Origin of the sequence: Streptomyces sp. AC512_CC834 (assembly GCF_019049325.1) — a bacterium.
In the GTDB taxonomy this organism is placed as follows: Bacteria; Actinomycetota; Actinomycetes; order Streptomycetales; family Streptomycetaceae; genus Streptomyces.
On the sequence record NZ_JAGMUO010000017.1, the window covers coordinates 35,592 to 60,297 of the forward strand.

Annotated in this window: 21 protein-coding genes, 1 other RNA gene and 2 pseudogenes; 11 read left to right on the plus strand and 13 right to left on the minus strand. The window is 70.9% G+C overall.

Annotated elements, in window-relative coordinates:
* Window positions 1–143 precede the first annotated feature (143 nt).
* On the plus strand, window positions 144–1,610 hold the full coding sequence (locus tag KUM40_RS06840; protein ID WP_217163905.1) for an MFS transporter: 1,467 nt from the start codon (window positions 144–146) through the stop codon (window positions 1,608–1,610).
* 33 nt (window positions 1,611–1,643) lie between these two features.
* Here the strand turns inward: KUM40_RS06840 and KUM40_RS06845 are convergent, their stop codons facing one another.
* The 4 genes from KUM40_RS06845 to KUM40_RS06860 all read right to left on the minus strand — a co-directional run bounded on the left by KUM40_RS06845 (window position 1,644) and on the right by KUM40_RS06860 (window position 5,459).
* Entirely contained in the window at window positions 1,644–2,276 is a 633-nt protein-coding gene (locus KUM40_RS06845; RefSeq protein ID WP_217163907.1) for a response regulator transcription factor, read from the minus strand.
* Window positions 2,277–2,433: 157 nt separating this feature from the next.
* Entirely contained in the window at window positions 2,434–3,681 is a 1,248-nt protein-coding gene (locus KUM40_RS06850) for a sensor histidine kinase (RefSeq protein ID WP_217163909.1), read from the minus strand.
* 81 nt (window positions 3,682–3,762) lie between these two features.
* The gene (locus KUM40_RS06855; protein ID WP_217164071.1) at window positions 3,763–4,482 is read right to left on the minus strand and encodes an ABC transporter permease; all 720 of its coding nucleotides are present in this window, start codon (window positions 4,480–4,482) and stop codon (window positions 3,763–3,765) included.
* A gap of 32 nt (window positions 4,483–4,514) precedes the next feature.
* A complete protein-coding gene (locus KUM40_RS06860) occupies window positions 4,515–5,459 on the minus strand; it encodes an ABC transporter ATP-binding protein (RefSeq protein WP_217163911.1) in 945 nt (314 codons plus the stop codon).
* Window positions 5,460–5,618: 159 nt separating this feature from the next.
* On the opposite strand from KUM40_RS06860, the gene KUM40_RS06865 reads away from it, so the two are divergent.
* Window positions 5,619–6,539, plus strand: coding sequence for a MaoC/PaaZ C-terminal domain-containing protein (locus tag KUM40_RS06865; protein ID WP_217163913.1), 921 nt, complete (start codon window positions 5,619–5,621; stop codon window positions 6,537–6,539).
* A 104-nt stretch (window positions 6,540–6,643) separates the two neighbouring features.
* Here KUM40_RS06865 and KUM40_RS06870 read toward each other — a convergent pair whose 3' ends face one another.
* The gene (locus KUM40_RS06870) at window positions 6,644–6,811 is read right to left on the minus strand and encodes a hypothetical protein (protein ID WP_217163915.1); all 168 of its coding nucleotides are present in this window, start codon (window positions 6,809–6,811) and stop codon (window positions 6,644–6,646) included.
* Between the two features lie 97 nt (window positions 6,812–6,908).
* Window positions 6,909–8,162 (minus strand): hypothetical protein, encoded by a 1,254-nt coding sequence (locus tag KUM40_RS06875; RefSeq protein ID WP_217163917.1) that lies wholly within the window; start codon window positions 8,160–8,162, stop codon window positions 6,909–6,911.
* Window positions 8,163–8,386: 224 nt separating this feature from the next.
* Between KUM40_RS06875 and KUM40_RS06880 the strand changes: the two genes are divergently transcribed.
* Genes KUM40_RS06880 through KUM40_RS06890 form a run of 3 tightly spaced genes read left to right on the plus strand, consistent with a single transcriptional unit; the run spans window position 8,387 to window position 11,495 of the window.
* Window positions 8,387–9,271: a Nif3-like dinuclear metal center hexameric protein gene (locus tag KUM40_RS06880; protein WP_217163923.1), complete on the plus strand. Its 885-nt coding sequence runs from the start codon at window positions 8,387–8,389 to the stop codon at window positions 9,269–9,271.
* Window positions 9,268–10,011 carry a zinc ribbon domain-containing protein gene (locus KUM40_RS06885; protein WP_217164073.1) on the plus strand — a complete coding sequence of 248 codons (744 nt, stop codon included), beginning with the start codon at window positions 9,268–9,270 and terminating at the stop codon, window positions 10,009–10,011. The genes KUM40_RS06880 and KUM40_RS06885 overlap by 4 nt, the downstream gene beginning before the upstream one ends.
* Window positions 10,008–11,495 carry a bifunctional RNase H/acid phosphatase gene (locus KUM40_RS06890; protein ID WP_217164095.1) on the plus strand — a complete coding sequence of 496 codons (1,488 nt, stop codon included), beginning with the start codon at window positions 10,008–10,010 and terminating at the stop codon, window positions 11,493–11,495. Before KUM40_RS06885 ends, KUM40_RS06890 begins: the two co-directional genes overlap by 4 nt.
* On the opposite strand, the gene eda is transcribed toward KUM40_RS06890, so the two are convergent.
* The 4 genes from eda to KUM40_RS06910 form a co-directional block, all read right to left on the minus strand.
* Window positions 11,470–12,129 carry a bifunctional 4-hydroxy-2-oxoglutarate aldolase/2-dehydro-3-deoxy-phosphogluconate aldolase gene (gene eda / locus KUM40_RS06895; RefSeq protein WP_217163925.1) on the minus strand — a complete coding sequence of 220 codons (660 nt, stop codon included), beginning with the start codon at window positions 12,127–12,129 and terminating at the stop codon, window positions 11,470–11,472. The genes KUM40_RS06890 and eda overlap by 26 nt on opposite strands.
* Before the next feature lie 81 nt (window positions 12,130–12,210).
* Window positions 12,211–12,999, minus strand: coding sequence for a peroxide stress protein YaaA (yaaA, locus tag KUM40_RS06900; RefSeq protein WP_217163926.1), 789 nt, complete (start codon window positions 12,997–12,999; stop codon window positions 12,211–12,213).
* Between the two features lie 43 nt (window positions 13,000–13,042).
* Window positions 13,043–13,660 carry a hypothetical protein gene (locus KUM40_RS06905; RefSeq protein ID WP_217163928.1) on the minus strand — a complete coding sequence of 206 codons (618 nt, stop codon included), beginning with the start codon at window positions 13,658–13,660 and terminating at the stop codon, window positions 13,043–13,045.
* Window positions 13,657–14,418 (minus strand): MerR family transcriptional regulator, encoded by a 762-nt coding sequence (locus KUM40_RS06910; protein ID WP_217163930.1) that lies wholly within the window; start codon window positions 14,416–14,418, stop codon window positions 13,657–13,659. The genes KUM40_RS06905 and KUM40_RS06910 overlap by 4 nt, the downstream gene beginning before the upstream one ends.
* Before the next feature lie 140 nt (window positions 14,419–14,558).
* On the opposite strand from KUM40_RS06910, the gene KUM40_RS06915 reads away from it, so the two are divergent.
* The 3 genes from KUM40_RS06915 (at window position 14,559) to pyrF (ending at window position 16,438) form a co-directional block, all read left to right on the plus strand.
* Window positions 14,559–15,125, plus strand: a complete 567-nt coding sequence (locus KUM40_RS06915) for a Uma2 family endonuclease (RefSeq protein ID WP_217163932.1) — start codon at window positions 14,559–14,561, stop codon at window positions 15,123–15,125.
* Window positions 15,126–15,175: 50 nt separating this feature from the next.
* An RNA gene (gene rnpB / locus KUM40_RS06920) (RNase P RNA component class A) lies at window positions 15,176–15,578 on the plus strand.
* Between the two features lie 158 nt (window positions 15,579–15,736).
* Entirely contained in the window at window positions 15,737–16,438 is a 702-nt protein-coding gene (pyrF, locus tag KUM40_RS06925; protein WP_217163934.1) for an orotidine-5'-phosphate decarboxylase, read from the plus strand.
* Between the two features lie 26 nt (window positions 16,439–16,464).
* Here the strand turns inward: pyrF and KUM40_RS06930 are convergent.
* Together KUM40_RS06930 and KUM40_RS42610 are read right to left on the minus strand one after the other, a co-directional pair.
* Window positions 16,465–17,590: pseudogene (locus KUM40_RS06930) on the minus strand (IS630 family transposase).
* An 89-nt stretch (window positions 17,591–17,679) separates the two neighbouring features.
* A complete protein-coding gene (locus tag KUM40_RS42610) occupies window positions 17,680–18,114 on the minus strand; it encodes an IS3 family transposase (protein ID WP_374227352.1) in 435 nt (144 codons plus the stop codon).
* Window positions 18,115–18,892: 778 nt separating this feature from the next.
* On the opposite strand from KUM40_RS42610, the gene KUM40_RS06940 reads away from it, so the two are divergent.
* Both KUM40_RS06940 and KUM40_RS06945 read left to right on the plus strand, forming a co-directional pair.
* Window positions 18,893–20,353, plus strand: a complete 1,461-nt coding sequence (locus KUM40_RS06940; protein ID WP_217163939.1) for a DUF4157 domain-containing protein — start codon at window positions 18,893–18,895, stop codon at window positions 20,351–20,353.
* A gap of 200 nt (window positions 20,354–20,553) precedes the next feature.
* On the plus strand, window positions 20,554–22,881 hold the full coding sequence (locus KUM40_RS06945; protein ID WP_254394681.1) for an AfsR/SARP family transcriptional regulator: 2,328 nt from the start codon (window positions 20,554–20,556) through the stop codon (window positions 22,879–22,881).
* 354 nt (window positions 22,882–23,235) lie between these two features.
* Here the strand turns inward: KUM40_RS06945 and KUM40_RS06950 are convergent.
* Window positions 23,236–23,775 (minus strand): annotated as a pseudogene (locus KUM40_RS06950) (sigma-70 family RNA polymerase sigma factor); the annotation flags it as partial.
* Window positions 23,776–23,984: 209 nt separating this feature from the next.
* On the opposite strand from KUM40_RS06950, the gene KUM40_RS06955 reads away from it, so the two are divergent.
* Window positions 23,985–24,686, plus strand: coding sequence for a flavodoxin family protein (locus KUM40_RS06955; protein WP_217163940.1), 702 nt, complete (start codon window positions 23,985–23,987; stop codon window positions 24,684–24,686).
* Window positions 24,687–24,706 lie beyond the last annotated feature (20 nt).

Here is a 24,706-nt window from a genome sequence, read left to right on the forward strand (position 1 = left end):
CTACGTGCAGTTCACCGGCCGGCCGCCTGGGCCCCTGGCCCAGGCCCTGGACCCGTCCCTGGTCTAGGCCCCTGGTCCTAGGACGGGTGGAAACGGGACTGGGGACCAAATTCCGATGCAAGGGGCGCCGCCGGGTTGAGACCATGACACCCATGCTCGAAGCCCCCGGTACCTCCACCGCCGCCACATCCGCCCGAATATCCCCGCGCCGCACGCCACCGACCTGGCTGGTCGTGGCGCTGGCCTGCGCCGGACAGTTCCTGGTCGTGCTCGACGTGTCCGTCGTCAACGTCGCCCTGCCCTCGATGCGGGCCGACCTCGGGCTGAGCCCGCAGGGGCTGCAGTGGGTGGTCAACGCCTACGCCATCGCCTTCGCCGGGTTCATGCTGCTCGGCGGGCGGGCCGGCGACCTGTACGGGCGCAAGCGGATGTTCCTGATCGGGCTCGGGCTCTTCACCCTGGCCTCGCTGGGCGGCGGCCTCGCCCAGGAGGGCTGGCAGTTGCTGGCCGCACGTGCCGTGCAGGGGCTGGGCGCGGCGGTCCTGGCGCCGTCGACGCTGACGATCCTGACCGCGGCGGTGCCGGAGGGCGCGGCGCGGGCCCGGGCGATCGCGACCTGGACCGCGGTGGGCGCCGGTGGCGGGGCCGCGGGCGGACTGGTGGGCGGCGCCCTGGTGGACGGGCTGTCCTGGCGCTGGGTGCTGCTGATCAACGTGCCGGTGGGCGCGGTCGTGCTGGCCGGCGCCGCGCTGTGGCTGACCGAGAGCCGGGGAGAGGGGCGGCGGCGCCTCGACCTGCCGGGCGCGCTGCTGGTGACCGTCGGTCTCGCCACGCTCGCCTACGGCATCTCGCAGACCGAGTCGGAGGGCTGGGCGTCGACCGCGACGCTGGTGCCGCTGGCGGCCGGGCTCGCGCTGCTCGCACTGTTCCTCCTCGTCGAGACGCGGACGAAGGCACCGCTGATGCCGCTGGGGCTGCTGCGGCTGCGGGCGGTGGCGTCGGCGAACGTGGCGATGCTGGTGTCCGGCTCGTCGATGTTCTCGATGTGGTTCTTCATGACGCTGTACGCCCAGAACGTCCTGGGCTACTCCCCCTTCGAGGCCGGTCTCGCCCTCGTGCCCAGCTCGCTGGCGGTGATCCTCGGGTCCAAAGCGGCACCGCGGTTCATGCCGGTGATCGGGGCGCGGAACGTGGCCGTACTGGGCACGGTCGTGGCGGCCGTCGGCTTCGGCTGGCAGTCGACGATGACCGCGGACGGCGGCTATCTGACCGCGATCATGATCCCCGGCGTGCTGATGATGCTGGGCGCGGGCATGGCGGCGACCCCGCTGGCGTCGCTGGCCATCTCCGGCGCGGCGCCCGGGGACGCCGGACTGGTCTCCGGGCTGATCAACACCTCCAGGACGATGGGCGGTTCGCTGGGACTCGCGGTGCTGTCGACGGTCGCGGCGTCCCGGGCCGGGGGAGAGAACGCCGGCCCGGTGGCCCTGACGGACGGCTACGCGCTGGTGTTCCGCACGGCCGCCGTCGTCCTGGTCGCCGCCGCGCTGCTGATGCGCGCGTGGCTGCCCCCGGGGAGGCCGAGCGGCGAGGCCGTGGAACGGGGCTAGGACGGGGCTGGAACGGGGCTAGGACTGTCCTGCTCAGAGCCAGCCCTGGTGGTGGGCCTCGCGCAGGGCCTCCGTGCGGTTGCGGGTGGCGGTTTTGCCGATGGCGGCGGAGAGGTAGTTGCGGACCGTGGACTCGGAGAGGTGCAGGGCCGCGGCGATGTCGGCGACGGTCGCGCCGTCCGCCGAGGCCCGCAGGACGTCGCACTCCCGGGCGGTGAGCGGGCTGGGACCCGCACTGAGCGCGGCGGCGGCGAGCGCGGGGTCGACGACCGTCTCGCCGTCCAGCACCCGGCGGATCGCGTCGGCCAGCCCCTCCACGGGGGCGTCCTTCACCAGGAAACCGGCGGCACCCGCCTCCATGGCCCGCCGGAGGTAACCGGGGCGGCCGAACGTGGTCAGGATCAGCACCCGGCAGCCGGGCGCCCGCTCCCGCAACTCGGCGGTGGCGTCCAGGCCGCTCAGGCCCGGCAGTTCGATGTCGAGGAGGGCGATGTCGGGATGGTGCGCGAGCACGGCGCCGACGATCTCGTCCCCGGCCGACACCTGCGCGACCACCTCGAGGTCCTCCTCCATCCCGAGCAGCAGCGCGAGCGCGCCCCGCATCATGCCCTGGTCCTCGGCGAGGAGGACGCGGACGGGGCGGGCGCGGGGCTTCTCGTCGGTCACGGGGCAAGGTTAGGCGCAGGCAAGGGGCAGAGTTGGGCGCGCGGTGCGGGCGCGAGGCAAGGCGCAGGGCAAGACGCGACGCAAGGGGCAAGGCAAGACGCGAGGCAAGGGGCAAGGTCAGGCGCAAGGTCAGGGGGAACGGCGCGACGCGCGGGGACTACGCCGGTGCGCCCACCGGCGCCCCTGCCTCCTCCTCCCCCTCCTCCCGCACCGGCAGCTCCGCCGTCACCGAGAAGCCGCCCCGCGGCTCCACCCCCGCCGTCAGCGAACCGCCCGCCGTGGCGAGGCGTTCCGTGAGGCCGGTCAGGCCGGTGCCCGGGCCCTGGGTGGAGTCGGCGACGCCCGTGCCGTTGTCCGTGACCGTCAGCCGGGCCCGCTCCCCGCTGCCCGACACCGCGATCTCGCACCGGCTCGCCCCGCTGTGCCGTACGACATTGGTGACCGCCTCCCGCACCACCCACCCCAGCAGCGCCTCGGCCTGCGGCGGCAGCGGCGGTCCCGACCGGCGGACCACCGGCTCCACGTCGGCCGCGCTCAGCGCCGAACGGGCCCGGTCCAGTTCGGTCCCCAGACTGCCCTCCCGGTAGCCGGTGACCGCCTCGCGGATCTCGGTCAGCGCCTGGCGGCCGACCGACTCGATGTCCGTGATCTGGGTCAGGGCCGCGTCCAGGTCTCGGTGAGCCAGCCGGCGGGCGGCCTCCGACTTGACCACGATCACCGACAGGGTGTGCCCCAGCAGATCGTGCAGGTCCCGGGAGAACCGCAGCCGCTCCTCCGCCACCGCCCGCGTGGCCAGTTCCTCCCGCGCGGCCCGCAGTTGCCGTACGGCGTCGGACAGGCTCAGGATCGCGGCCGTCACCATCGTCGAAAGGAACGTCCCGTAGGCGATGTTCAGGCCGGTCCAGCCGTCCTTGACACCGGCCACCACACCCGCCACCACCGCCAGCGACCAGCCCCACCGCCCCAGCCACCGGCCACGCAGCGCCGCCCCCGCGGCCAGGCCGAGCAGCGGGAAGAACAGCAGCCAGCTACCGCCGTACGCCAGGGCCAGACCGCAGGTCACCAGCCCCATGGCGGCCAGCGCCAGCCGCGTCGACGGCGCCTCGCGCAACGTCTTGTCGAAGGAGCGGAAGGCGACGTAGATGTACAGCGAGTTGAAGACGAGCAGGCCCGCGCCGCCGATCCAGGGGTTGGAGCTCTGCCCCTGGAAGATGTTCGCCAGGCTCCCCAGGCCCATCAGCAGCCACGGCAGCAGCGTGAAACCGGTGGGCGGCGGACCGACCCGCTCCGGCCCCCCGCCTGCCTCGGACGGCTCGGAGGGATCGAACGGCTCGGACTGCCGCGCCAACTGCCACGCGTCCAGACGGCACGAGATCCTCCGCAGCCGCCCTCGGGTCCCGGTCATGACCGTCGACTCCCTTCCACTTCCACTTCCACTTCCGCTTCCGTGTCTCGTGTCTTGTGTCTTGCGTTCGTCGCTCAGCTTTCAGCCATTTCCCGCGCCACGGCGGTAGGACAGGACGGCGTACGCCCCGAACACCAGCAGCCATGCCGTCAGTACGAGAATCCCACCCGCCGGTGGCGCGTGCCCCGTGGCGACCGAGGTGCCCAGCTCGGCGAAGCGGTTGGTCGGCGTGTACGCCGACACCGCGCGCAGCCACTCCGGGAACAGCGCGAGCGGGAACCACAGTCCGCCGAGCACCGCGAGCCCCAGGTTGGCCACCATGTTCGCCACGCCCGTGGTCTGCCCGGTCAGCCGGTAGCCGTTGCCGAGCCCCAGCAGCGTGAAGGGGACCGACCCCAGCCAGAGCAGCAGCGCCAGCGCCGCCCACTGCCAGGCCGCCAGCCGTACGCCGTTGATCAGACCGCCCGCGGCGAGTACGGCCGTGATCGCGGGCAGCACGGTGACCGAGGCGGTCAGGGCCCGGCCCACGACCACCTGGTGCGAGGGCATCGGCGTCACCCGCAGTTGCCGCAGCCAGCCGATCGCCCGGTCCTCGGCGACCCCGCCGCCGGTGTTCAGCGCCGAGCCGACCGCGCCGTAGGCGGCCATGCCGACCATCGCGCCGGTCTTCCACTCGCCGACGTCGCCGCCCCCGAGGTTGGTGAACAGCAGGTACATGAGCACCGGCATGGCGACGCCCCCGATGACGAAGCCGGGATCGCGCAGCGTACGGCGGGTCTCCAGCCGCAGATAGTCCCTCATCGCACCCTTCACCTCACCCTTCGTCGCGCCCTTCATCGCGGGCTCTCCCCGTCCGTCGTCGCCGTCAGGGCCAGGAACGCGTCGTCCAGGGACGCGGGGGCGACCTCCAGGCCGCGGATCGCGCCGAGTGCCGCGAGGGCGACCACGGTCGCGTCGGAGTCCTCGGTGCGCAGCAGCGCGCGGTCGCCCCGTATCTCCAGCGTGCGCACCCCGGGCAGCAGTGTCAGGTCCCCGGTGGGCCGCCCGGCCAGGTCGAAGGAGACGCGGCTGCCGCCCGCCGCCCGGCGCAGCTCGTCGCCGGTGCCGTCCGCGACGATCCGCCCCCGGTCGACGACCAGGATCCGGTCGGCGTGCGCCTCGGCCTCCTCCAGGTAGTGGGTCGAGAAGAGGACCGTGCTGCCGTGCCGCGCGTAGGCCCGCATCGCCCGCCAGAAGGTGTGCCGGGCCTCCACGTCCAGGGCCGCCGTGGGTTCGTCCAGGACGAGCAGGTCGGGGTGGCCGGCCAGCGCGAGGGCGAACCGCACCCGCTGGGTCTGCCCGCCCGACAGCCGGTCCACGCGCCGCCCGGCCAACTCGGCGATCCCGGCCAGCTCCAGGGCCTGCCCGACCGGCATCGGCGCCGGATAGCGGCCGGCCACGAACGCGACCAGCTCGCCCACGGTGACCCGGGGCACCGCCCGTGCCTCCTGGAGCATCGCCCCGACCCGGCCGTCGCGCACGGCGCGCTCCGGAGGCCCGCCGAACAGCTCCACCGTGCCCGCGTCGGGCGGACACAGGCCGAGCAGCAGCGCGATCGCCGTCGACTTGCCCGCGCCGTTGCGGCCGAGCAGCGCGACCGTCTCGCCGCGCCCGATGCGCAGGTCCACGCCGTCGACGGCGCGGACATCGCCGTAGGCCTTGGCCGCTCCCGCGAAGGAGACGGCGGGGGTGGCGCCCTTTGCGCCCTCGCTGCCCTCGGTGCCCTGTGTTGGTCCCATGCCGGTGACGCTACGGAGCCGGCGGGGGTGGGCGGCAGATGCGGTTGTCCGGAGTTCGGCAGGACAAATGTCACGGGTGGCCGGCGTCCCGCACCGCCTGCGTCCCGTACGGTCGGGCTGTCCGTGATCGTCGTCGTGACGGTGAGGAGCAGGAGGGGCGTGCCCATCGACGCAGCCGGGGTACTCGCCGCCGCGCCCCGGGTCCGTGAGATCGCCTGGGACCACAAGGACGTCCAGCTCTACCACCTCGGCATCGGCGCCGGCCGACCTGCCACCGACCCGCGCGAACTGCGCTACACCCTCGAGTCCCGGCTGCACGTCCTGCCGAGCTTCGCGACCGTGGCCGGCGGTGGCCCCCCGGGCGTGATCCGCGCCCTGTCCGTGCCCGGCGTCGACGTCGACCTCGCGCACGTCCTGCACGGCGGGCAGCGGCTGCGCCTGCACCGGCCCGTTCCGGTGCGCGGCCGGGCGAGCGCGGCCTCGCGCGTCGTCGCCGCGTACGACAAGGGCACGGCGGCCGTCCTCGTCCTGCGCACCGAGGTCACCGACGCGGACGGGCCGCTGTGGACCGACGAGGCCGAGGTCTTCGTACGCGGGGAAGGCGGCTGGGGCGGCGAGCGGGGCCCGTCCGGGCGTCCGGCGCCACCACCCGCCGGGTCACCGGACCACGTCGTCGAACGGGCCGTACGCGAGGACCAGGCACTGCTCTACCGGCTCTCCGGCGACCGGAACCCCCTGCACGCCGACCCGGAGTTCGCCGCCCGCGCCGGCTTCGAGCGGCCCGTCCTGCACGGGCTGTGCACGTACGGCGCCACGCTCAAGGCGGTCGTCGACACGCTGCTGGACGGTGACGTGACCCGGGTGCGCGAGTACCGCACGCGGTTCGCCGGAGTGGTGTACCCGGGGGAGACGCTGCGGGTGCGGATGTGGCGTCCCGCGGGGGCTGCTCGGAGCAGTGAGACCGGGGAGACGGGAGAGAGTGGGGAGACGGGGGAGACCGGGGAGGCGCGGGTGGCCGTGAGCGCCGTCGAACGGGACGACGCGCCCGTCCTCGCCGACACCGTCGTCCGCTACGGATGACAGCGACGGTGACGGTGACACCGACAGTGACGACAACGGCCCCGTCCGCCGGTTGCGACGAACGGGGCCGGAGCCACTTGTGTTTCTGTGCCTTGTCCGGGCCGTCAGGCGGCCGTCTCGGACTCCTCGGCCGGCTTGCGGTGGCGGCCCTGCGGACTCGCCACCACCTCCTGGCTGGAGACCGGCCCGCGGTGCTTGCCGTGGCCGGTGTCGGTCTCGGGAACGTCGGCACCGGCGGCCTGGATCGGCTGGGTCGTGCTGGCGTCGTTCATCGGAAGGAATTCACCCCGTCAACATGATCTTTCCTACAGCCGGGTGAGTCTAACCGGCACACCTCGGGCCGAATCCAGGCGGCCACGCCAACCGGGACTACTTCGTTACAAGCCGTGCCAGCGGGGCCTGTTGCAGCGGTACGGGGCGCGGTGGAGCGGATGTCGAAGCGTCTGCCGTGTCCGGTTCGCCGGACCCGCCCGGAGCTGATTCCTCCGTACCCCCCACATCCCCCACATCCCCCACACCTTCCACAACCTCCGCATCCCACGCATCCGCAGTGCGCTCGTCGTCACCCGCGTCGGGTGCGGCCAGCCGGGCCACCCCGCACGGCAACTGCGGTGTGGAGCACGGCAGACGCAGTTCCCCCTCCGGGGTCCACAGTCCGGCGCCCGTCAACCACCCCTCGGGCGCCGGAAGGTGCCGCACCTGCCGCTCGGCGGGCCGCCACACACCGACCCAACTGCCGAACGCGCCGTCCACCCGCAGCGCCACCGCGCAGCGTTCCGGGGTCAGCACCTGCCCCGGCTGGATCGCGAACGGCGTCACGACGCAGTCCGGCAGCCGCAGGCACTCCGGGAAGCGCACCGGCAGCGTGCTGCCCAGGACCCCCCAGCCGAGCCGTTCGTGCCCCGGCGAGGGGGCGTCCGAGCGGATCAGCACCAGCCCGCTGTCGGGGTCGGCCAGCAGTATCCGGTCGTCACTGTCCGCGGCGATCTGGAGCAGCGGCGACACCTCGCCGCCCCGCTCCAGGTCCACCACGACCGCCTTGGTGCGCCCGCCGGTCTCCCGGTCCACGGCCAGTATCCGGCCCGTACGGTCCAGCCAGGCCCCGCCCGAGCAGCGGCCCGGGATCTCGGCGAGCCGCTCGGGCCCGAAGGCGCCGCCGGCGACCTGCCACAGCACCGTCGAGCGCGGGCCCACCGCGAGGGCGTACGCCCGCTCGCCGTCCGGGGCCGGCGGCAGCAGCCGCAGCCCGGTGGTGTCCGCCGGGCACTCGACCGCGCCGAGGGCCAGCTCGCCGGTGCCGGGTCCGGTCGGGTACAGCAGCGAGAAGACGTGCCGGCCCGCCGTGAGGCGGTGGATCAGGACCCGCCCGTCGCCCATCGGCTGCACCTCGGTGCCGGGCTCCTCGGGCTGGTTGCCCGGCAGCGGCACCGCGTACGGCTCGGGTCCGTCCAGGGTCCAGCGCTCCGGATACCAGGAGTCCCCGTTGTTCCCCCCGCTCTCCCCGCTTCCCCCGCGCCGGGTGAGGCGCGCGGCATAGGCGCCCTCCGCGGTGATGCTGCAGCCCGCCCTCGGGGCCCCGTCGCTCCCGGGGTCCGCCGAAGACTCGATCGCACAGGCCGTCATCGTTCGGTCACCTCCGGCGACGAAGCTAGTTTTCGCACGCACGGGCGGGGGACCTGCGACGGCCCCCATCACACATACGTGTGGCACAGGAACGATTCGCCTGAGGGGAGGGCGGGGTGTGTGCTGTGCCGGACGGGACCGGGGCCACCGCGGTGCACGGCGCACGCCGCCGGTACACACGCCGCCGGTACAACGGCACAGAACCTCCAGGTAGCCTTGCAGGCGTGCCCCGTCTGTCAGAAGTCATCGCCGCGCTGGACAACCTGTGGCCCGCCGAGCGGGCCGAGGCCTGGGACGCGGTCGGCACCGTCGTGGGCGACCCCGACCAGGAGGTCTCCCGGGTCCTGTTCGCCGTGGACCCCGTGCAGGAGATCGCCGACGAGGCGGTGAAGCTGGGCGCCGACCTGCTCGTCACCCACCACCCGCTGTATCTGCGGGGGACGACGACGGTCGCCGCCTCCACCTTCAAGGGCCGCGTGGTGCACACGCTCATCAAGAACGACGTCGCCCTGCACGTCGCCCACACCAACGCCGACTCCGCCGACCCGGGCGTCTCCGACGCGCTGGCCGGCGCCCTCGACCTGCGCGTCGTACGGCCCCTGGTGCCGGACCCGACCGACCCGGACGGGCGTCGGGGCCTCGGCAGGGTGTGCGAGACGGAGCATCCGCTGACCGTCCGCGAGTTGGCCGCCCGCGCCGCCGAGCGGCTCCCCGCCACCGCGCAGGGCATCCGCGTCGCCGGCGACCCGGAGGCGACCGTGCGCACGGTCGCCGTCAGCGGCGGCTCCGGCGACAGCCTCTTCGATCACGTACGGGCGGCCGGCGTCGACGCCTTCCTCACCGCGGACCTGCGCCACCACCCCGTCTCGGAGTTCACCGCGGACCGCGCTCACCGCGCTCACCGCGCCCACCGTCCCCTCGCGCTGCTCGACGCGGCGCACTGGGCCACCGAGTGGCCCTGGTGCGAGCTGGGCGCGGCCCAGCTCGACGAAGTCTCCGACCGTAACGGCTGGGACCTCAGGGTCCACGTCTCCAAGACGGTCACCGACCCCTGGACCGCCCACGCGGCGTCCACCCCGACCTCTAACGCATTGGGAGCCCCCAACTGAAAGCCGCGCCCGCCGACCAGATCCGACTCCTCGACGTGCAGGGCCTCGACACGCGTCTTCAGCAGCTCGAGCACAAGCGCCGGTCCCTGCCCGAGCACGCCGAGATCGAGTCGCTGACCAAGGACCTCACCCAGCTCCGTGACCTGCTCGTGGCCGCGCAGACCGAGGAGAGCGACTGCGCCCGCGAGCAGACCAAGGCCGAGCAGGACGTGGACCAGGTGCGCCGGCGTGCCGGCCGCGACCAGCAGCGCCTGGACTCCGGCGCCGTCACCTCCCCGAAGGACCTGGAGAACCTCCAGCGCGAGATCGCCTCCCTCGCCAAGCGGCAGGGCGACCTCGAGGACGTCGTCCTGGAGGTGATGGAGCGCCGCGAGTCCGCGCAGGAGCGGGTCGCCGAGCTGACCGAGCGGGTCGGCTCCGTCCAGGGGAAGACCGACGACGCCGCCGCGCGCCGCGACGCGGCCGTGGAGGAGCTGGACGCCGAGGCCGCCTCGGTGACCAAGGAGCGCGAGGTCATCGCGGGCTCCGTCCCCGACGACCTGCTGAAGCTCTACGGCAAGCTGCGCGAGCAGCAGGGCGGCGTCGGTGCGGCCAAGCTGTACCAGCGCAGTTGCCAGGGATGCCGCCAGGAGCTGGCGATCACCGAGCTGAGCGAGATCCGTTCGGCGGCGCCCGACACGGTCGTACGCTGCGAGAACTGCCGCCGCATCCTGGTGCGTACGGCCGACTCCGGGCTGTGACCGCTCCCGCGCGGGAGTTCGTCGTCGAGGCCGACGGCGGGTCGCGGGGCAACCCGGGGCCCGCGGGCTACGGAGCGGTGGTCCTGGACCCGGCGACGGGGGAGGCCCTCGTCGAGGCCGCCGAGTACCTCGGGGTCGTCACGAACAACGTGGCCGAGTACCGGGGTCTGCTGGCCGGCCTGCGCGCCGCGAAGGAACTGGACCCGGACGCGGCCGTGCACGTACGGATGGACTCCAAGCTCGTCGTCGAGCAGATGTCAGGCCGCTGGAAGATCAAGCACCCCGACATGAAGCCGCTGGCGGCCGAGGCGGCGCGCGTCTTCCCACCGGGGCGCGTGACGTACGAGTGGATCCCCCGCGCGCACAACAAGCACGCCGACCGCCTGGCCAACGAGGCGATGGACGCGGGGGCGCGCGGCGAGCAGTGGTCGGCGTCGACGTCGACGGCGGAACTGGACACGGGCGGTGCCGCGGGACGCGCCGTCCGGGCCCGCCGTACCGGGGGTGAGCCGAGCGCGGCTCCTGCCGGGACCGGGGCCGGGACCGGGACCGGAGCGGGGTCCGGAGGCGGTACCGGCGTGGAGGCCGCCGCCGGCGATGACCCTGCCGCGGCCGCCCCCGACGCGGGGGCCGTCGACCTGGCCGGCCTCGGTGACCGCGGCGGTGCCGCCGAGGACGAGCGCGTCGCACAGGCGGCCGGGACCGCGCCGCCTGGCACGTGGTCACGCGACACTGACACCGACACCGTCGCTGAGACCTCGACCTCGGCCTCGGCCTCGACCTTGGCCTCGACCTCGGCCGACGCCGACGTGCGGGCCGCGAAGACCGTGGCCTCGCCCGGCTGGGGACCCCCCGACATGGGCGCCCCCGCCACCTTCGTCCTCCTGCGGCACGGCGAGACGCCACTCACCCCCCAGAAGCGGTTCTCCGGGAGCGGCGGCAGCGATCCGTCCCTGTCGTCCGTCGGCCGGGAGCAGGCCGAGAAGGTCGCCGCGAGCCTCGCCCGGCGCGGCACGATCGAGGCGGTCGTCGCCTCGCCCCTGGCCCGTACCCGCGAGACCGCGGGCATCGTCGCAGCGCGCCTCGGTCTGCGGGTGGCGATCGAGGAGGGGCTGCGGGAGACCGACTTCGGCGCGTGGGAGGGGCTCAGCTTCGGCGAGGTGCGCGAGCGGTACCCCGACGACCTGGCCGCCTGGCTGGCCTCCCCGGACGCGGAACCGACCGGCGGCGGCGAGAGCTTCGCGGCCACCGGCGCCCGGATCGCCGCCACCCGGGACAAACTGGTCACGGCCTACGCGGGCCGCACGGTGCTGCTGGTCTCCCACGTGACGCCGATCAAGACGTTCCTGCGACTCGCCCTGGGCGCGCCGCCCGAGTCGCTGTTCCGGATGGAACTGTCGGCGGCGTCGCTGTCGGCGGTGGCGTACTACGCGGACGGCAACGCGAGCGTCCGCCTGTTCAACGAGACGTCCCACCTGCGCTGAGCGCCGCCGCCGCACGGGCCAGGGCCTCCACCCGCCCCCAGTCCCGGTCGGCCACCGCGTCCTTCGGCAGCATCCAACTGCCCCCGACGCAGCCGACGTTGGGCAGCGCCAGATACTCCGGAGCGGAGGCCGGACCGATGCCGCCGGTCGGGCAGAAGCGAGCCTGCGGCAGCGGCGCGGCGAGCGCCTTGAGGTAGGCGGTGCCGCCCGCGGCCTCGGCGGGGAAGAACTTCATCTCCCGCACCCCGCGCTCCAGCAGCGCCACCACCTCCGACGTCGTCGACACCCCCGGCAGGAACGGCACCCCGGACGCCCGCATCGCCTCCAGCAGCACGTCCGTCCACCCCGGGCTGACCAGGAACCGCGCCCCGGCCGCCACGACCTCCCCGACCTGCTCCGCCGTGATGACCGTGCCCGCCCCGACCACCGCGCCCGGCACCTCACCGGCGATTGCCCGGATCGCGTCGAGGACGACCGGCGTCCGCAGCGTCACCTCGATCGCGGGCAGCCCACCGGCGACGAGCGCCCTGGCGAGCGGCACGGCGTCGGCGGGGTCGTCGACGACCACGACGGGCACGACGGGCGCGAGATCCAGCACCGAGGCGGCGGGGGAGGAGGGCAGCGGAGAACTCATGACGTCATCGTGCCGCCGAAACGCACTCTCTGCAATCACCGTTGCAGCAAGTGCAATGGCAGGATCGGCAGGTCAGTGGAGTCAGTGGACCTCGTCCACGAGCACGTCCAGCGCCCACGGCCTCCCCGCCCTCGCGGGCGCCGCCGCCTCCACCTCGTACCCCAGGGCCCGCAGCGCCTCCACCAGCTCCGCCGGCCCCTCGGGGGCGGTCCCGGACGCCAGCAGACTCCGTACGATCCGCCCCTTGGTCGCCTTGTTGAAGTGGCTGACCACCTTCCGGGTCGGCGCGTGCAGCACCCGCACGGTCGCGGTCCGTGAGGCGACCTCGCCCTTCGGTTTCCAGGCCGCCGCGTACGCCGCCGAACGCAGGTCGAGGACCAGCCCGCCCCCGGCCCCGGCCGCAGCCGGCAGCACCTCGGCCATCGGCGCCCGCCAGTGCGCGCCCAGCGCCCCGAGCCCGGGCAGCTTCACGCCCATCGAGCACCGGTAGGAGGGAATCCGGTCGGTCACCCGTACCGCACCCCACAGCCCCGAGAACACCAGCAGCGACCTGGCTGCCCGCCTCTTGGCGGCCGCGTCGAGGGAGGCCAGGTCCAGGGCGTCGTACAGCACACCGGTGTAGATCTCGCCGGCCGGACGCGCTCCCGCCGTCAGCAGCTCCACGTTCTTGGCGACCTCGCCGCGCAGCCCCTCGCTCAGCCCGAGCACCTCGCGCGCCTTCTCCTCGTCACCGGCGCACAGCTCGACCAACTCGCCGAGGACGGCCTCCCGGGCCGCGGTGAGCCCCGGCAGGGACAGCGACCCGGTCTTCAGCGGGGCGCCCCGGCCGGACGCGGCCTTCCCCTCGGACGGCGGCAGCAGGACAAGCACACGTACTCCTTCACTCCGAGCTCCCAGGCTCCAGGGCTCCTGGTCAGGGTACGGCGTACCCCTCCCGCGCCTGCCTGACGGCCCGTACGAGACCGTCGGCGTCGTCGGCGTGACAGCGCACCACGCGGACCTCGCGCCGCCGCCCGAAGAAGGTGACGTGGGTGACGGGCTCGGCGAGCTCGACGGTGACGGAGGTCTGCGCGCCCACGGCGAGATCCAACGCGCCCTCGGCCCGCTCGTGCGTCGCGCGCAGCTCACGCCGGACGGAGGCGATCCGCTCCAGCGGTATCCGTACGTCGACGTGGACGGCCCGGCGGATCCGCAGCGTCCCGGCGGCCGGGTCCAGGACGTGCGGCCGGACCACGGACGCGGCGTGCAGCCCGACCACGACCACGACCGTGTACACGTCCAGGACCAGCACCACGTGGTGCACCGTGGGCCAGTCCCGCAGCAGCACGGACATCATCACGGACTCGACGACACACACGAACGCGAACCCGGACATCATCGCGCCCTGCCCCCGCGCGTACCCGAAGACGGACCCGTCGGCCACCGCCCCGTGGGTCCGCCGGGCCGCCCACAGCCACAGGCTCACCAACAGCCGCAGCTCGTGCCGTACCAGAAGGTGGGGGACCGTGAGGAAGGACGACCGGCCCTTCATGGCCGCAGCTCCCGCGAGACGATCTCCATGGCCCGCCGGATCGCCGCCGCCTGCCCCGGCGCGAAGTCGGCGTACATGGCGCGCAGGATCCCGTGCCCGGAATCGAGTTCGACGCCCTCCGCGGGCAGCAGCTCCGCGGGGATGCAGTCGGCGAGCGCCCGCGCGGCCCCGGCCACGCGGGGATCGTCGGCCCCGGCGTCCGCCAGCTCGTCGAGCAGGGCGTACGCCTGGTGGGCGCGCGCCACCGCCCCCGGTGAGTCGAGGGCGCCGCGCAGCGCCGCCAGCAGCCCCTCCCGCGCCTCCGGCGGCACGGTGCTCTCCATCATCGCCAGCATCTCCCGGTCCCGAAGGGCCATCGGCGAGCCGGACACGTCCCCCATCCCGGCGAACAGCGCGGCCAGCTCCGGCGAGACGGGCCCCTCGGGCGGCAGCCCGCCCTCCGCCTCCAGCAGCGCCCGCAGCCGCGCCCGGCGGTCCCGGATCGCCGCCTCCTGCCTCGCCAGATCCGCGTCCAGCTCCGCCAGCACCTCGGCCAGCTCCTTCCCGGCCTCGTCCGCCAGCACGTCCCGCACCTCGGCAAGACCGAGCCCCAACTCGGTCAGCCGCCTGATCCGGGCCAGTACGACGACGTGCCGCAGGGTGTACGTCCGGTACCCGTTGGCCAGCCGCTCCGGCTCGGGCAGCAGGCCCTGGTGGTGGTAGTGCCGCACGGTCCGCGTGGTGACGCCGACGACGTCGGCGAGTTCTCCGATCCGCATGGCCCCAGTAGAAACGTTGACGTTGCGACAGGGTCAAGCGGCCACGATCGAGGGAAGGTTTTCCACGCTCACGCACCACGTGAGCCGGCTGCCCCAACATGGCGAGTCAAGGAGTCAAGGACGGAAGGGACGGCCGCGCGATGACACATGACCCGATCACGCAGAAGCTGCTCGTGGACTGGTTCGTCGATCTCGAGACTCCCCTGGGTTTCAGGGCGGAACTCGTCGAGGGGGAGTTCGTCCTGACGCCGCCGCCGGACGGAAACCACGAACACCACATCAGCCGGATCGTGGGCCAGGTGTACAGGCGGTCCCGGACCGACATGCAGTTCTCCGGCCACAAAGGCCTGATTTTGAAGAGGGCGAAGGGCCGTCCCCTGGACCACGTGATCCCAGACGGCACGTTCGCCCCCAGCGCGCTTCGGCCGTACCGAGGTGCCGCTCCCTGGATGCCCTGCGAAGGAGTCGCCCTGACGCTGGAAGTGACGTCGCCGACACCGCACACCAACCGCGTGACCAAGCGCCGGTGCTATGCGCGCGGTGGCGTACCCCTCTACCTGCTCGTCGACCGCGAAGCCTCCTCGATCACGCTGTTCAGCACCCCGGAGAAGGACGACTACCGAGAGCACCGCACCAGCCCCTTCGGCAAGCCACTCACCCTCCCCGCCCCCTTCTCCTTCGACCTGGACACCACCGACTTCCTCTGAGCCCGTCCGGAAGCCACCCCCGCGCCCGGTACCATGGTCCACACGGCAGACGAGCCGGGCGGGCGGCCGCGTGGAGTCCCTCACGGGACTTCCCGAGGAACGTCCGGGCTCCACAGGGCAGGGTGATGGCTAACGGCCACCCGGGGTGACCCGCGGGACAGTGCCACAGAAAGCAGACCGCCGGAGGCTTCGGCCCCCGGTAAGGGTGAAACGGTGGTGTAAGAGACCACCAGTGCCCAGGGCGACCTGGGCAGCTAGGTAAACCCCACCCGGAGCAAGGTCAAGAAGGAAGCGCCTCGGTGCTTCTGCGCGGACGTTCGAGGGCTGCCCGCCCGAGTCCGCGGGTAGACCGCTGGAGGCCGGTGGCAACGCCGGTCCTAGATGGATGGCCGTCGCCGGCGGGACCGCGAGGCCCCGCCGGAACAGAACCCGGCGTACAGCCCGACTCGTCTGCCTTTATCGTGTTTTGGCGGATTATGGTCACTTTGAATGCCTCTAGTGCTGTGACCGCATAGGTTCACCGGGTTGGACGGCCAGGGTTGCTGGTGAGGGCGGTCGGCCGCGGCGCAGGCCGCTGACGCCTCCAACGCCGCGTGGGTGACAATGACGCTGTGGAGCCAACCAGTCGGATCATCGTTGCTTTGGATTATGACAACCGCCGAGCGGCTGACGAAGTCGTCGACCTGCTTGGTGAGGAGTGTCGTTTTTACAAGGTCGGGATGGAGCTGCTCACGGCGGCCGGGCCGGACCTGATCGAGCACCTCGTTGCCAAGGGCAAGGAGGTCTTCCTGGACCTGAAGCTCTTCGAGATCCCGAACTCTGTGGCCGGGGCGGTCCGCGCCGCTGGCGCTCTGGGTGTCTCGATGGTGACCGTCCACAGTATGGGCGGCACCGGCACCATGTCCGCCGCGGTCGCCGCGGCCCGCGACTTTCCACGCCTTCGCGTGCTGGCTCTGACCGTCGTCACCAGCATGACGAGCTCCGATCTCGCTGACATCGGCGTCACCGGCTCAACCGCGACCGAGGAGCAGGTGTTGCGGCTGGCCCGGCTGGCGCAAGGCGCTGGTTGCCATGGTGTGATCGCATCGCCGCAGGAAGCCGGGCCACTGCGGGGTGTGCTGGGAGCCGGCACCCTGATCGTCACGCCGGGAGTCGCGCTTCCTGGTGAGTCCTCAGGTGAGCACGCCCGGCCCGGCACCCCGCGTGCTGCCGTTGCCGCTGGTGCGTCACATGTCGTCGTGGGCCGGACGGTCACCCGTGCTGCGGACCCGGCGGCCGCATTCCGGCTCGTCCGCGCCAACCTGGAGCTGTGAGCGGAAACGATCACCGGACCAGATGGTCAGGCCGCTGCCGATGATGGCGGTCGACCGCCCCAGCGGATGCCCTTCTCACTGCGAATGCGGGCGCGTTCTTTGCGTTGGGCGGCCAGAACGTCGGGATGGCGGGCGTTGGCGTTGCGCCAGCGTAGATAGGCGTGCAGTGCGCGGATCTGGACGGTGTGGTTCGGGTGGTTCGAGTTCGCCAGGGTGAACTGCCGCAGCGGTCCGAAGTGCGCCTCGATCGGATTCGGCCCAGGAGGCGTTCGTCGGGGTGAAGCACAGCTCGGTCTTGTTCTTCCGCGCCCATTTGCGGATCTTGCTGCCCTTGTGTGCCGAGAGGTTGTCCAGGATCACGTAGATCGGGGCGCCGTCGGGGCGTGCTGCCCGGATGGATTTGAGCGCGGCCAGAGACTGGGCGGCACCTTTGTGGCGGCGGTTGACGCCCCACAGGGTGTCGTCGCCGACCGAATAGCAGCCGTGGAAATAGGTGACCCCGTGGGTGCGGTGGTAGGTCGCCGGGACCCGGTCGGGCCGGCCCGCCTTCGCCCAGCAGGACCCGCCTGTGGGGCGGATGCCGAGCGGTCCGAACTCATCGAAGGCGAAGACCCGGTCGGGGAAGTGGTCCAGGACGTGCTCGATCCGGTCGAGCTTTGCATCGCGGTCTGGGTCGGTGGACTCCTTCCAGGTCTTGGTGCGCTGGAAGGTGATCCCGCGGCGGGCGAGAAGGCAGCGCAGGGCCTCGCGTCCGATGCGGATCAGTCGGCCGTGGATGCGTCGCAGGTAGGCGGCGAGTTTGCGGATCGACCAGCGGGTGAAGGGCTGGCCGAGCTTGGTCGGGCGGGTGGTGGCCGTCTGGATGACGAAGTCCTCGTCATCAGTGCTGAGCTGGCGGGGACGGCCTCCCGCCCACTGAGGGTCCAGGCAGGCCAGTCCGATCTCGTTGAACCGGTGGATCACATCGCGGACTGTGTCCTCGTCAGCCTGCACCAGCTGTGCAATCACCGGTACTCGGTTGCCGCTGGCTGAGGCCAGCAGCATCATCGCGCGCCGGTAGCGCACCGTACTGGTACTGCCCCGGCGCACGATCCGCTGTAACTGCTGGCCTTCCAGATCTGTCAATCTCCGGACGCTGACCGGCTCCGCCACCACGCCTCCCCGCACCTTGGATGTCCGCCCACATCCAACCGGTCCGGACCGTGCCACCGCCAACTCGGTAAACCTATGCGGTCAGAGCACTAGGCGCCTCTGCTTGGCTGAAACTGGGTGGTTTGCAGTCGAGGTGACCGTGGACATTTCAGACGTGTACTTCTGTTCGGCTCGCCTGCGGCGAAGGCGCGGTCGCGGAGCTCGGCGGTGATTCTCGGGACGCCGTAAGTGCCGTCCGACTCGCGGTGCACGGCCCGTATCCGGGTGACGAAGCGGTCGTCGGCCGCCTGCCGGGAGCCTCGGTCCGCGGCGGTGCGACGCCAAGTAGTAGCGAGATGTCCGTTCTCAGATCCTCGGGATCCAGCGTCTCGTGTGTCCAACAACAGGGGGCAAGGCCCTTCGCCGAGTGAACCGGCCGAACATCGTCCGCGGCTGCTTCGGCGGCCCGCAGGTCCGCTACATCCTGGACGAGAACCCCATGAGTTTCTGATCAACAAGTGATCGTCCTCTGCGGCAATGATCAACTCTGAAGAATCAAGCCCAATGGGACGATCCGCTCACCCACGCGATCAGCGCCTTCGGCCAAGTGGTGACCTTCTGGTCCTGGTCACGAGCCGACGGCCGACGAAGTGAACTGAAACTCGCGCCGTCACGTTGTACTGGCCAAGCGGTGCAGACAGCCAGTGGAGGTTGTCCGGCACTGTCGCAGGCTCAATGGGATGACGCCATCGTGGCAACAGCATGCCGACCACTGGGTCGGCCGCGATTGCCTTCTGAATCTACGCGACTCATCAAATGCGAGTGTTAGCGTGCATAAACCGCAAGAATCGCACTCTAAATCACCGCAGGGTAAGGGTATTCAATCTGCCTCCATGCAACCTCAAAGGATTGCACGTTCGGCTCCAGAAGAAACTGTACTCAAGCGCCTACTGTTATTGCAGAACAAGGCAGGAAACACTGCAGTCGCTCGCCTCGTGGCGCCTCGCCGACGTGACGGTGGGGGGGCATAGAGGATTGTGGTCATGTCGGATTCGAATCACTGAAGTGATATCCACAGTTTTTCTGTACTCAAGGGAAGGACCAAGCTCCGTGAAGAGAATTCAGCACGACCGATCCCCTGCTACTCATACTGTGTTGAGCGGCGTGCCGATCGAGGCTCATTCGCCGAACCTCACCGCAGACTGGGTCCAGCACATACAGCGGCTGGCGTCGAGGCCCGACCGTGAAGTTACCTCGGACGCTACTCGGGCAGAAGTGCAACGGGCCGCGGTTGACCGGGTGACCAGGAAACCTGGAGGGGCCATGGAACCGGGCCTGCGCGCTGAAATGGAGCACCGATTCGGCGGAGTCGACTTCAGCCCGGTCCGCTGGCACGACGACCACGATGCACGCGCAGCCACTAGTGCGCTTGATGCAGCGGCTTTCACGACCGGTCCTCACATTGCCGTGAGCGGTCAGGTGAGTAAGTCCGTTGTTGCTCACGAGTTGAGTCATTGGCTGACCGGTCGACAAGGAGGCGCCGTTCCGGCGACGGATAACGGAGCGGGCCTCGCAGTGTCTCATCCGGACGACCCCGGTGAGCGGCACGCCGAGGCAAAAGCGGCAGAAGTCATGGGGAAAACCTATTCGGTGCAGCGCGCTGTTGACAGTGCCCGAGCTGACGACGTTCGTACGGCGACGCCTGGGAATGGCGATGGCTGCGGGAACGAAGCACACTGCGGCGGAGCCGCCACAGTGCAGCGCTACAGCATCATCAAGCCGACGGCGAGGGCCTACCCTCGGAAGAGTGAGAACACGGATGACTTCTTTGTCAGTAACGAAAAGAATGCGGAAGGTAGTTGGTTCGACGAGCGTTCCAAGTATGGACCGCCCGTTCCGCATCTTGTTTATGACGGGGAGTTGGATCTCGCGGTGTCCGATGGGTTTGATTTGGCTGTACCGTACGGAGTTCAAGCGAAGAATTTCTTTGCGACCAAGGATAAGATTAAGGAATCCAACGAAAGGCTTGCGGGCCGGAATGGAGGTAAAGGTCTTTCCTTGTCCAGAACGGGAAGGTATTTGGAGTTTACATCTGAAGGCGGCGGCTCAAATGTAAAGTTGTACGAGGTTCAGCCCAAACATCGTAAGCAAAGGAACGAGGAGGTGAAAGAGGGGCTTGACGTCAAGACGCCGCAGCGCTGCAACGAGATGCTCGGCTTCGTGACAGGCCACAGGAATCTTGAACACGAGGCGTATCCGAAATACTGGGGAGCGATTGAGGAATTTCTCGAGAATATGGAGACGACGCGCTACAAGGGCTGGTATGAGAGTGCTTGGAAGAGTGGGGACAAGGATGAATACAACAGGGTGACTTTTGCCCTGAGTGGTAGATTTCAGGATCATGTCGAGCGGGACCCGGAGAGGTCGGAGGATGTTCTTGCGCGATTGCGTATAAATGAGTTCGCGTCGACTCCTCATGTCGGCGATGGGATGGTCACCATGGCTCAGCCGGACGAGGATCAGGATCTTTTGCGTCAGCAGGGTGAGGGGCGTGCAACTTTCCATTATGGCGGCGTCGTAGCTAAGAGCGGAAAAGATTTCATCACGATGGAAAACTATTCCCGCGAACAGCATGATGACAGTCTGTCGACTCTTAGCGGAAAAGATCCTCTGTGGTTCTTTGCGATGTACGGTGCCGGCATCGGCGGTACGTGGCACGAAGCATGGACGGCAGACCGCTCCAGGTTCCTCGGGGCCACAGTCACGGTCAGGCTGCGAGGCTGATTGGTTCCTGGAGCGTCGTGCGCTGCCCGGCCGAAGGTGCGGTGGGACCTCTTCCAGCCGCTCGCGGCTCCGCGGCGACAGCCCTGACGGCAGGACGGTCGCGGGCGCTCCGGCACCGGCACCGGCACGGGCAGGGACGGTCGCGGGCGCCTGGTCTCGGGCCGCTTGTAACGTTCGGCGTGCGAGCCGCACTGAGGGGCATGGACTACGACGATCTCTTCGTGTTGCCGCTCGCCGGCCACCTGGCCGGAACGGACGACATACCGGGTAGGGCATCGCCGGGGCTGCGTACCTCGAACCAGCATGGACGTGCCGGCGACCGCCTTCCGAAGATGTCGCCCCGGCAGAGTTCCGCGGCCGGCGGTCCGCTCACTGCCGAAGGTCCGGCGATCACGCCGGGGAACGCCTCTCACGCTTCCGCGCAGGCACCCGACGAAGAGGGCCTGTGTTTCGCGCTGCTGGGACCGGTCAGGGCGTGGCACGGTGAACGCGAGCTGGATCTGGGGCCGCCGCAGCAACAGGTTGTACTGGCAGCGTTGTTGCTGCGCCGCGGACGTCCTGCCTCGGCCGCCGACCTGATCGACGCCGTGTGGGGCGACAGCCCTCCACCGGCGGCCGTGTCCATGCTGCGCACCTACGCGTCCCACCTGCGCAAGGTCTTGGAACCCGTCCGTGCGGCCGGTGAGCCGCCGAAGGTGATCGTCACAGCCGCGGACGGATATCGGATCAGCGTCCCTGAACGCGCGATGGACCTGGACCTGTTCGAGCAGCGGGTCGCCAAGGCGCGGAAGCTGCGCGGCGAGGGCAGGCTCTCCGCCGCCTCGGAGCTGCTGCACACCGCGCTCGACGTGTGGGAGGGGACGCCGCTGGCCGGCCTCCCGGGGCCCCTGGCCCAGGACGAGCGTTCCCGTCTGGCCGAGGTGCGGCTGAGCGTCCTGGAGGCTTTCCTCGACGCGGAGGTCGAGCTGGGGCGCCACAGCGAGTCGATCGCCGAACTCACCGCGCTTCTGAGCAAGCACCCCCTGCGGGAGCGGCTGTGTCGGCTCCTCATGCTGGCGCTGTACCGCTCGGATCGGCAGGCCGATGCTCTGGCGGCCTACCGCAGGACGCGGAGCACCCTGGTGACCGAGCTGGGTATCGAACCCGGCGCATCGCTCAGGGACCTGCACGACCGCATGCTGGCGGCCGACCCCTCCCTGGCCCCGGCCGGGCGGCCGGGGGAGGGCACTGCTCAGGAAGCGTCTTCGTCGCCCGCGTCCGGCGTCCGGCCCGCGCAACTCCCCGCCGACCTGGCCAGTTTCACTGGACACGTGGAGGACCTGGCCCGGGCCGACGCCATGTTGACGAGCGATGGCAAGCCCTCAGCGGCGGTCGTGGTTGGTGTCTTCAGCGGCATGGCAGGGGTGGGCAAGACCACCCTGGCGGTGCACTGGGCCCACCGGGTCGCTCACCGCTACCCCGACGGACAGCTCTTCCTCGACCTACGCGGTTTCGACTCGGCCGCCGCCGCCATGTCACCGGTGGAGGCCGTCCGTGTCTTCCTCGAAGCCCTCGAGGTCCCCGCCCGACGCATTCCCGCCTCCCCGGACGCCCGGATCGCGCTCTACCGCACCCTGCTCACGGACCGCCGGATGCTCATCCTGCTCGACAACGCCCGCAACAGTGAACAGGTCCGGCCCCTGCTGCCCGGCTCTCCGGGATGCCTCGTCGTCGTCACCAGCCGTACCCAGCTCATCGGCCTGGTGGCCAGTGCGGGGGCGCATCCGGTGACGGTGAACCCCCTGACGCCTGCTGAGGCACACGGCCTACTGACCCGGCGCCTGGGCGCCGAGCCGCCGATGGCGGAACCGCGGGCGACCGACGAGATCATCACGCGCTGTGGCCGGCTGCCTCTGGCTCTCGCTCTGGTCGCCGCTCGTGCCGCGACCCGCCCCGGGCATCCGCTCAGCGCCGTCGCCAGGCATCTGAGCGACAGCCGGGGCAGCCTCGACGCCTTCACCGCATGCGATCCCGCCACGGACCTGCGCGCCGTCTTCTCCCCGTCCTACGACCACGTGTCCCGTCCCGCCGCCCGACTGTTCCACCTGCTCGGTCTGGTCCCCGGCCCGGACATCTCCGTCCACGCCGCGGCCGCCCTCGCAGGGCTCCCGCTGCGTGATATTTGCGCTCTGCTCACCGAACTTGTCCGCTCCCACCTGCTCGTAGAGGAGTCGCCGGACCGCTACACCGTGCACGAACTGCTCCGTGTCCACGCCGCTGAACGCGTCGTCACGGAGGAACCGCGGCAGGAACGCGACGGGGCCCTGGAACGGCTTCTGTACTGGTACCTGCACACCGCCGACGCCGCTTGCCCCGACTTCGCCGAACGCGGGCACCGGGCTCCCCCCGGGCCACCACCCCCCGGTTGCCATCCCCTGACGTTCGCCACGCAGGACCACGCCCTGCGGTGGTGCGAGGAGGAACGCCCCAACCTCGTCGCAGCGGTGCACCGGGCGGCCATCACGCCCCGGCCGGGCACGGTCCGGTGACCCGCCGCCGCGCTGTGCGGCCGCTCTCCGTCCGGGCAGCCGTCGGCACGACCGGCTCAGCACCGGCGAGGAGTGCCCGGCCCGTGATGTCCCGGCACTCCGCTGACACACCGGCCGAGTCCCGCGCCCAGCCCGCGCATCTGCCGCCGGGTTGGAGGTTCGTGGGGTCGGCATGTGCCCGAGCAGGGCCGGTAGTCGCGGGACGGACAGCCCATCCGCAGCCTTGTTGGGCATGGTCGGCTCCGGAGGGGCCGGCTCCGGCTGGGTCGCGGGGTCTGCGCGGGTGCCATGCGGGGGCCGAGGTCGGCTGGGCGAACCGGCCGGTTCGTCTTGCCGGACGCCAAGCGCCTTACGCAGGGCCCGCAGCGCGTGGTGCGCGCGGGACTTCGCGGTACCCGGTGGGATGCCGAGCACGGCGGCCACTTCACGTGTTGACCCGCCGCAGTAGTACGACTCGTACAGCACCTCCCGGTGCTTGTACGACAGGGACTGGAACGCGTCCTTGAGGGACATCCCGTCGAGCAGCCGGTCGATGTCGTCGAAGTGTGCCGGTACATCGTCGAGCCACGAGGCGGCGTCCACCTCCCGGGGCCGGCCCGCGCGCCGCCGGTAGTCGTCCACGACGAGATTGTGGGCCACTCGGAACAACCACGGCCGCAGTGACGCCCCGTCGTCCAGTTCCTGTGTCCGCCAGCAGCGCAGCAGGGCCTCCTGCACCACGTCCTCGGCCTTGTGCCGGTCGCCCTCCAGCAGCCTCACCACATAGGCATGCAGTGGCCCCGCCACGTCGTCGTACAGCGTGCGCATCGCCCGTTCGCGGTCGCTGACAGCTTCCCTCGAACCCATCACATTCCTGCTCAAGGGCACGTGCGCTCCATCGTTGTGCGGCCGCATGGCGGCAGTCGTCGGTCAGGGGGCCGCAGACGGCGGCCCGGGTGCGTCGGCAAGTCTCGCGCCGGGCGCTCCACATCGCCTTGACGATCGCTTTGCGGCGTCGGCGCCACCGAACAGCGTCTCGGCTCGAGGCCCCGCCCCGTCGGAAAAGAATCCGTCCGATCCCCGAGCCGCTTGTAACGTTCGGCGCCCGGGCTGCACTGAGGGGTATGCGTTATGACGACCTGCGTGCGTTGTACCTCAACTGCACGCTGAAGAAGAGTCCCGAGCTGAGCCACACCCAGGGTTTGATCGACCTGAGTTCTCGCATCATGGAGAAACAGGGCGTCCAGGTGGAGCAGGTGCGACCGGTCGACCTCGAGATCGCCACGGGCGTGTGGCCGGACATGACCGAGCACGGCTGGGAGCGTGATGCGTGGCCCGCCCTCTACGAGCAGGTGATGGCCGCCGACATCCTCGTCATCGGCGGGCCGATCTGGCTGGGTGACAACAGTTCCGTCGCCAAGCTGGTCATCGAGCGGCTTTACGCCTGTTCGGGCCTGCTCAACGACGTCGGCCAGTACGCCTACTACGGGCGGGTCGGCGGCTGCCTGATCACCGGCAACGAGGACGGCGCCAAGCACTGCGCCATGAACGTCCTCTACAGCCTGCAGCATCTCGGGTACGTGATCCCGCCGCAGGCGGACGCGGGCTGGATCGGAGAGGCCGGGCCCGGTCCGTCCTACCTCGACCCGGGCTCCAGCGGTCCCGCCAACGACTTCACCAACAGGAACACCACGTTCATGACCTGGAACCTGCTGCACATGGCCCGCCTGCTCAAGGACGCCGGTGGTGTTCCGGCACACGGCAACCAGCGCTCGCAGTGGGACGCGGGATGCCGGTTCGACTTCGAGAACCCCGAGTACCGCTGAACCCCCTGGTACCGCTCCAT

What these genes read in the sequence shown, in the direction of transcription:
- eda (WP_217163925.1), bottom strand. Translation starts at nt 12,129, where the DNA reads ATGAGTTCTCCGCTGCCCTCCTCCCCCGCCGCCTCGGTGCTGGATCTC.
- KUM40_RS06940 (WP_217163939.1), top strand. Translation starts at nt 18,893, where the DNA reads ATGGAACCGGGCCTGCGCGCTGAAATGGAGCACCGATTCGGCGGAGTC.
- KUM40_RS06945 (WP_254394681.1), top strand. Translation starts at nt 20,554, where the DNA reads ATGGACTACGACGATCTCTTCGTGTTGCCGCTCGCCGGCCACCTGGCC.
- KUM40_RS06915 (WP_217163932.1), top strand. Translation starts at nt 14,559, where the DNA reads ATGACACATGACCCGATCACGCAGAAGCTGCTCGTGGACTGGTTCGTC.
- KUM40_RS06855 (WP_217164071.1), bottom strand. Translation starts at nt 4,482, where the DNA reads ATGAGGGACTATCTGCGGCTGGAGACCCGCCGTACGCTGCGCGATCCC.
- KUM40_RS06870 (WP_217163915.1), bottom strand. Translation starts at nt 6,811, where the DNA reads ATGAACGACGCCAGCACGACCCAGCCGATCCAGGCCGCCGGTGCCGAC.
- KUM40_RS06850 (WP_217163909.1), bottom strand. Translation starts at nt 3,681, where the DNA reads ATGACCGGGACCCGAGGGCGGCTGCGGAGGATCTCGTGCCGTCTGGAC.
- KUM40_RS06910 (WP_217163930.1), bottom strand. Translation starts at nt 14,418, where the DNA reads ATGCGGATCGGAGAACTCGCCGACGTCGTCGGCGTCACCACGCGGACC.
- KUM40_RS06955 (WP_217163940.1), top strand. Translation starts at nt 23,985, where the DNA reads ATGCGTTATGACGACCTGCGTGCGTTGTACCTCAACTGCACGCTGAAG.
- KUM40_RS06840 (WP_217163905.1), top strand. Translation starts at nt 144, where the DNA reads ATGACACCCATGCTCGAAGCCCCCGGTACCTCCACCGCCGCCACATCC.
- KUM40_RS06905 (WP_217163928.1), bottom strand. Translation starts at nt 13,660, where the DNA reads ATGAAGGGCCGGTCGTCCTTCCTCACGGTCCCCCACCTTCTGGTACGG.
- KUM40_RS06875 (WP_217163917.1), bottom strand. Translation starts at nt 8,162, where the DNA reads ATGACGGCCTGTGCGATCGAGTCTTCGGCGGACCCCGGGAGCGACGGG.
- KUM40_RS06860 (WP_217163911.1), bottom strand. Translation starts at nt 5,459, where the DNA reads ATGGGACCAACACAGGGCACCGAGGGCAGCGAGGGCGCAAAGGGCGCC.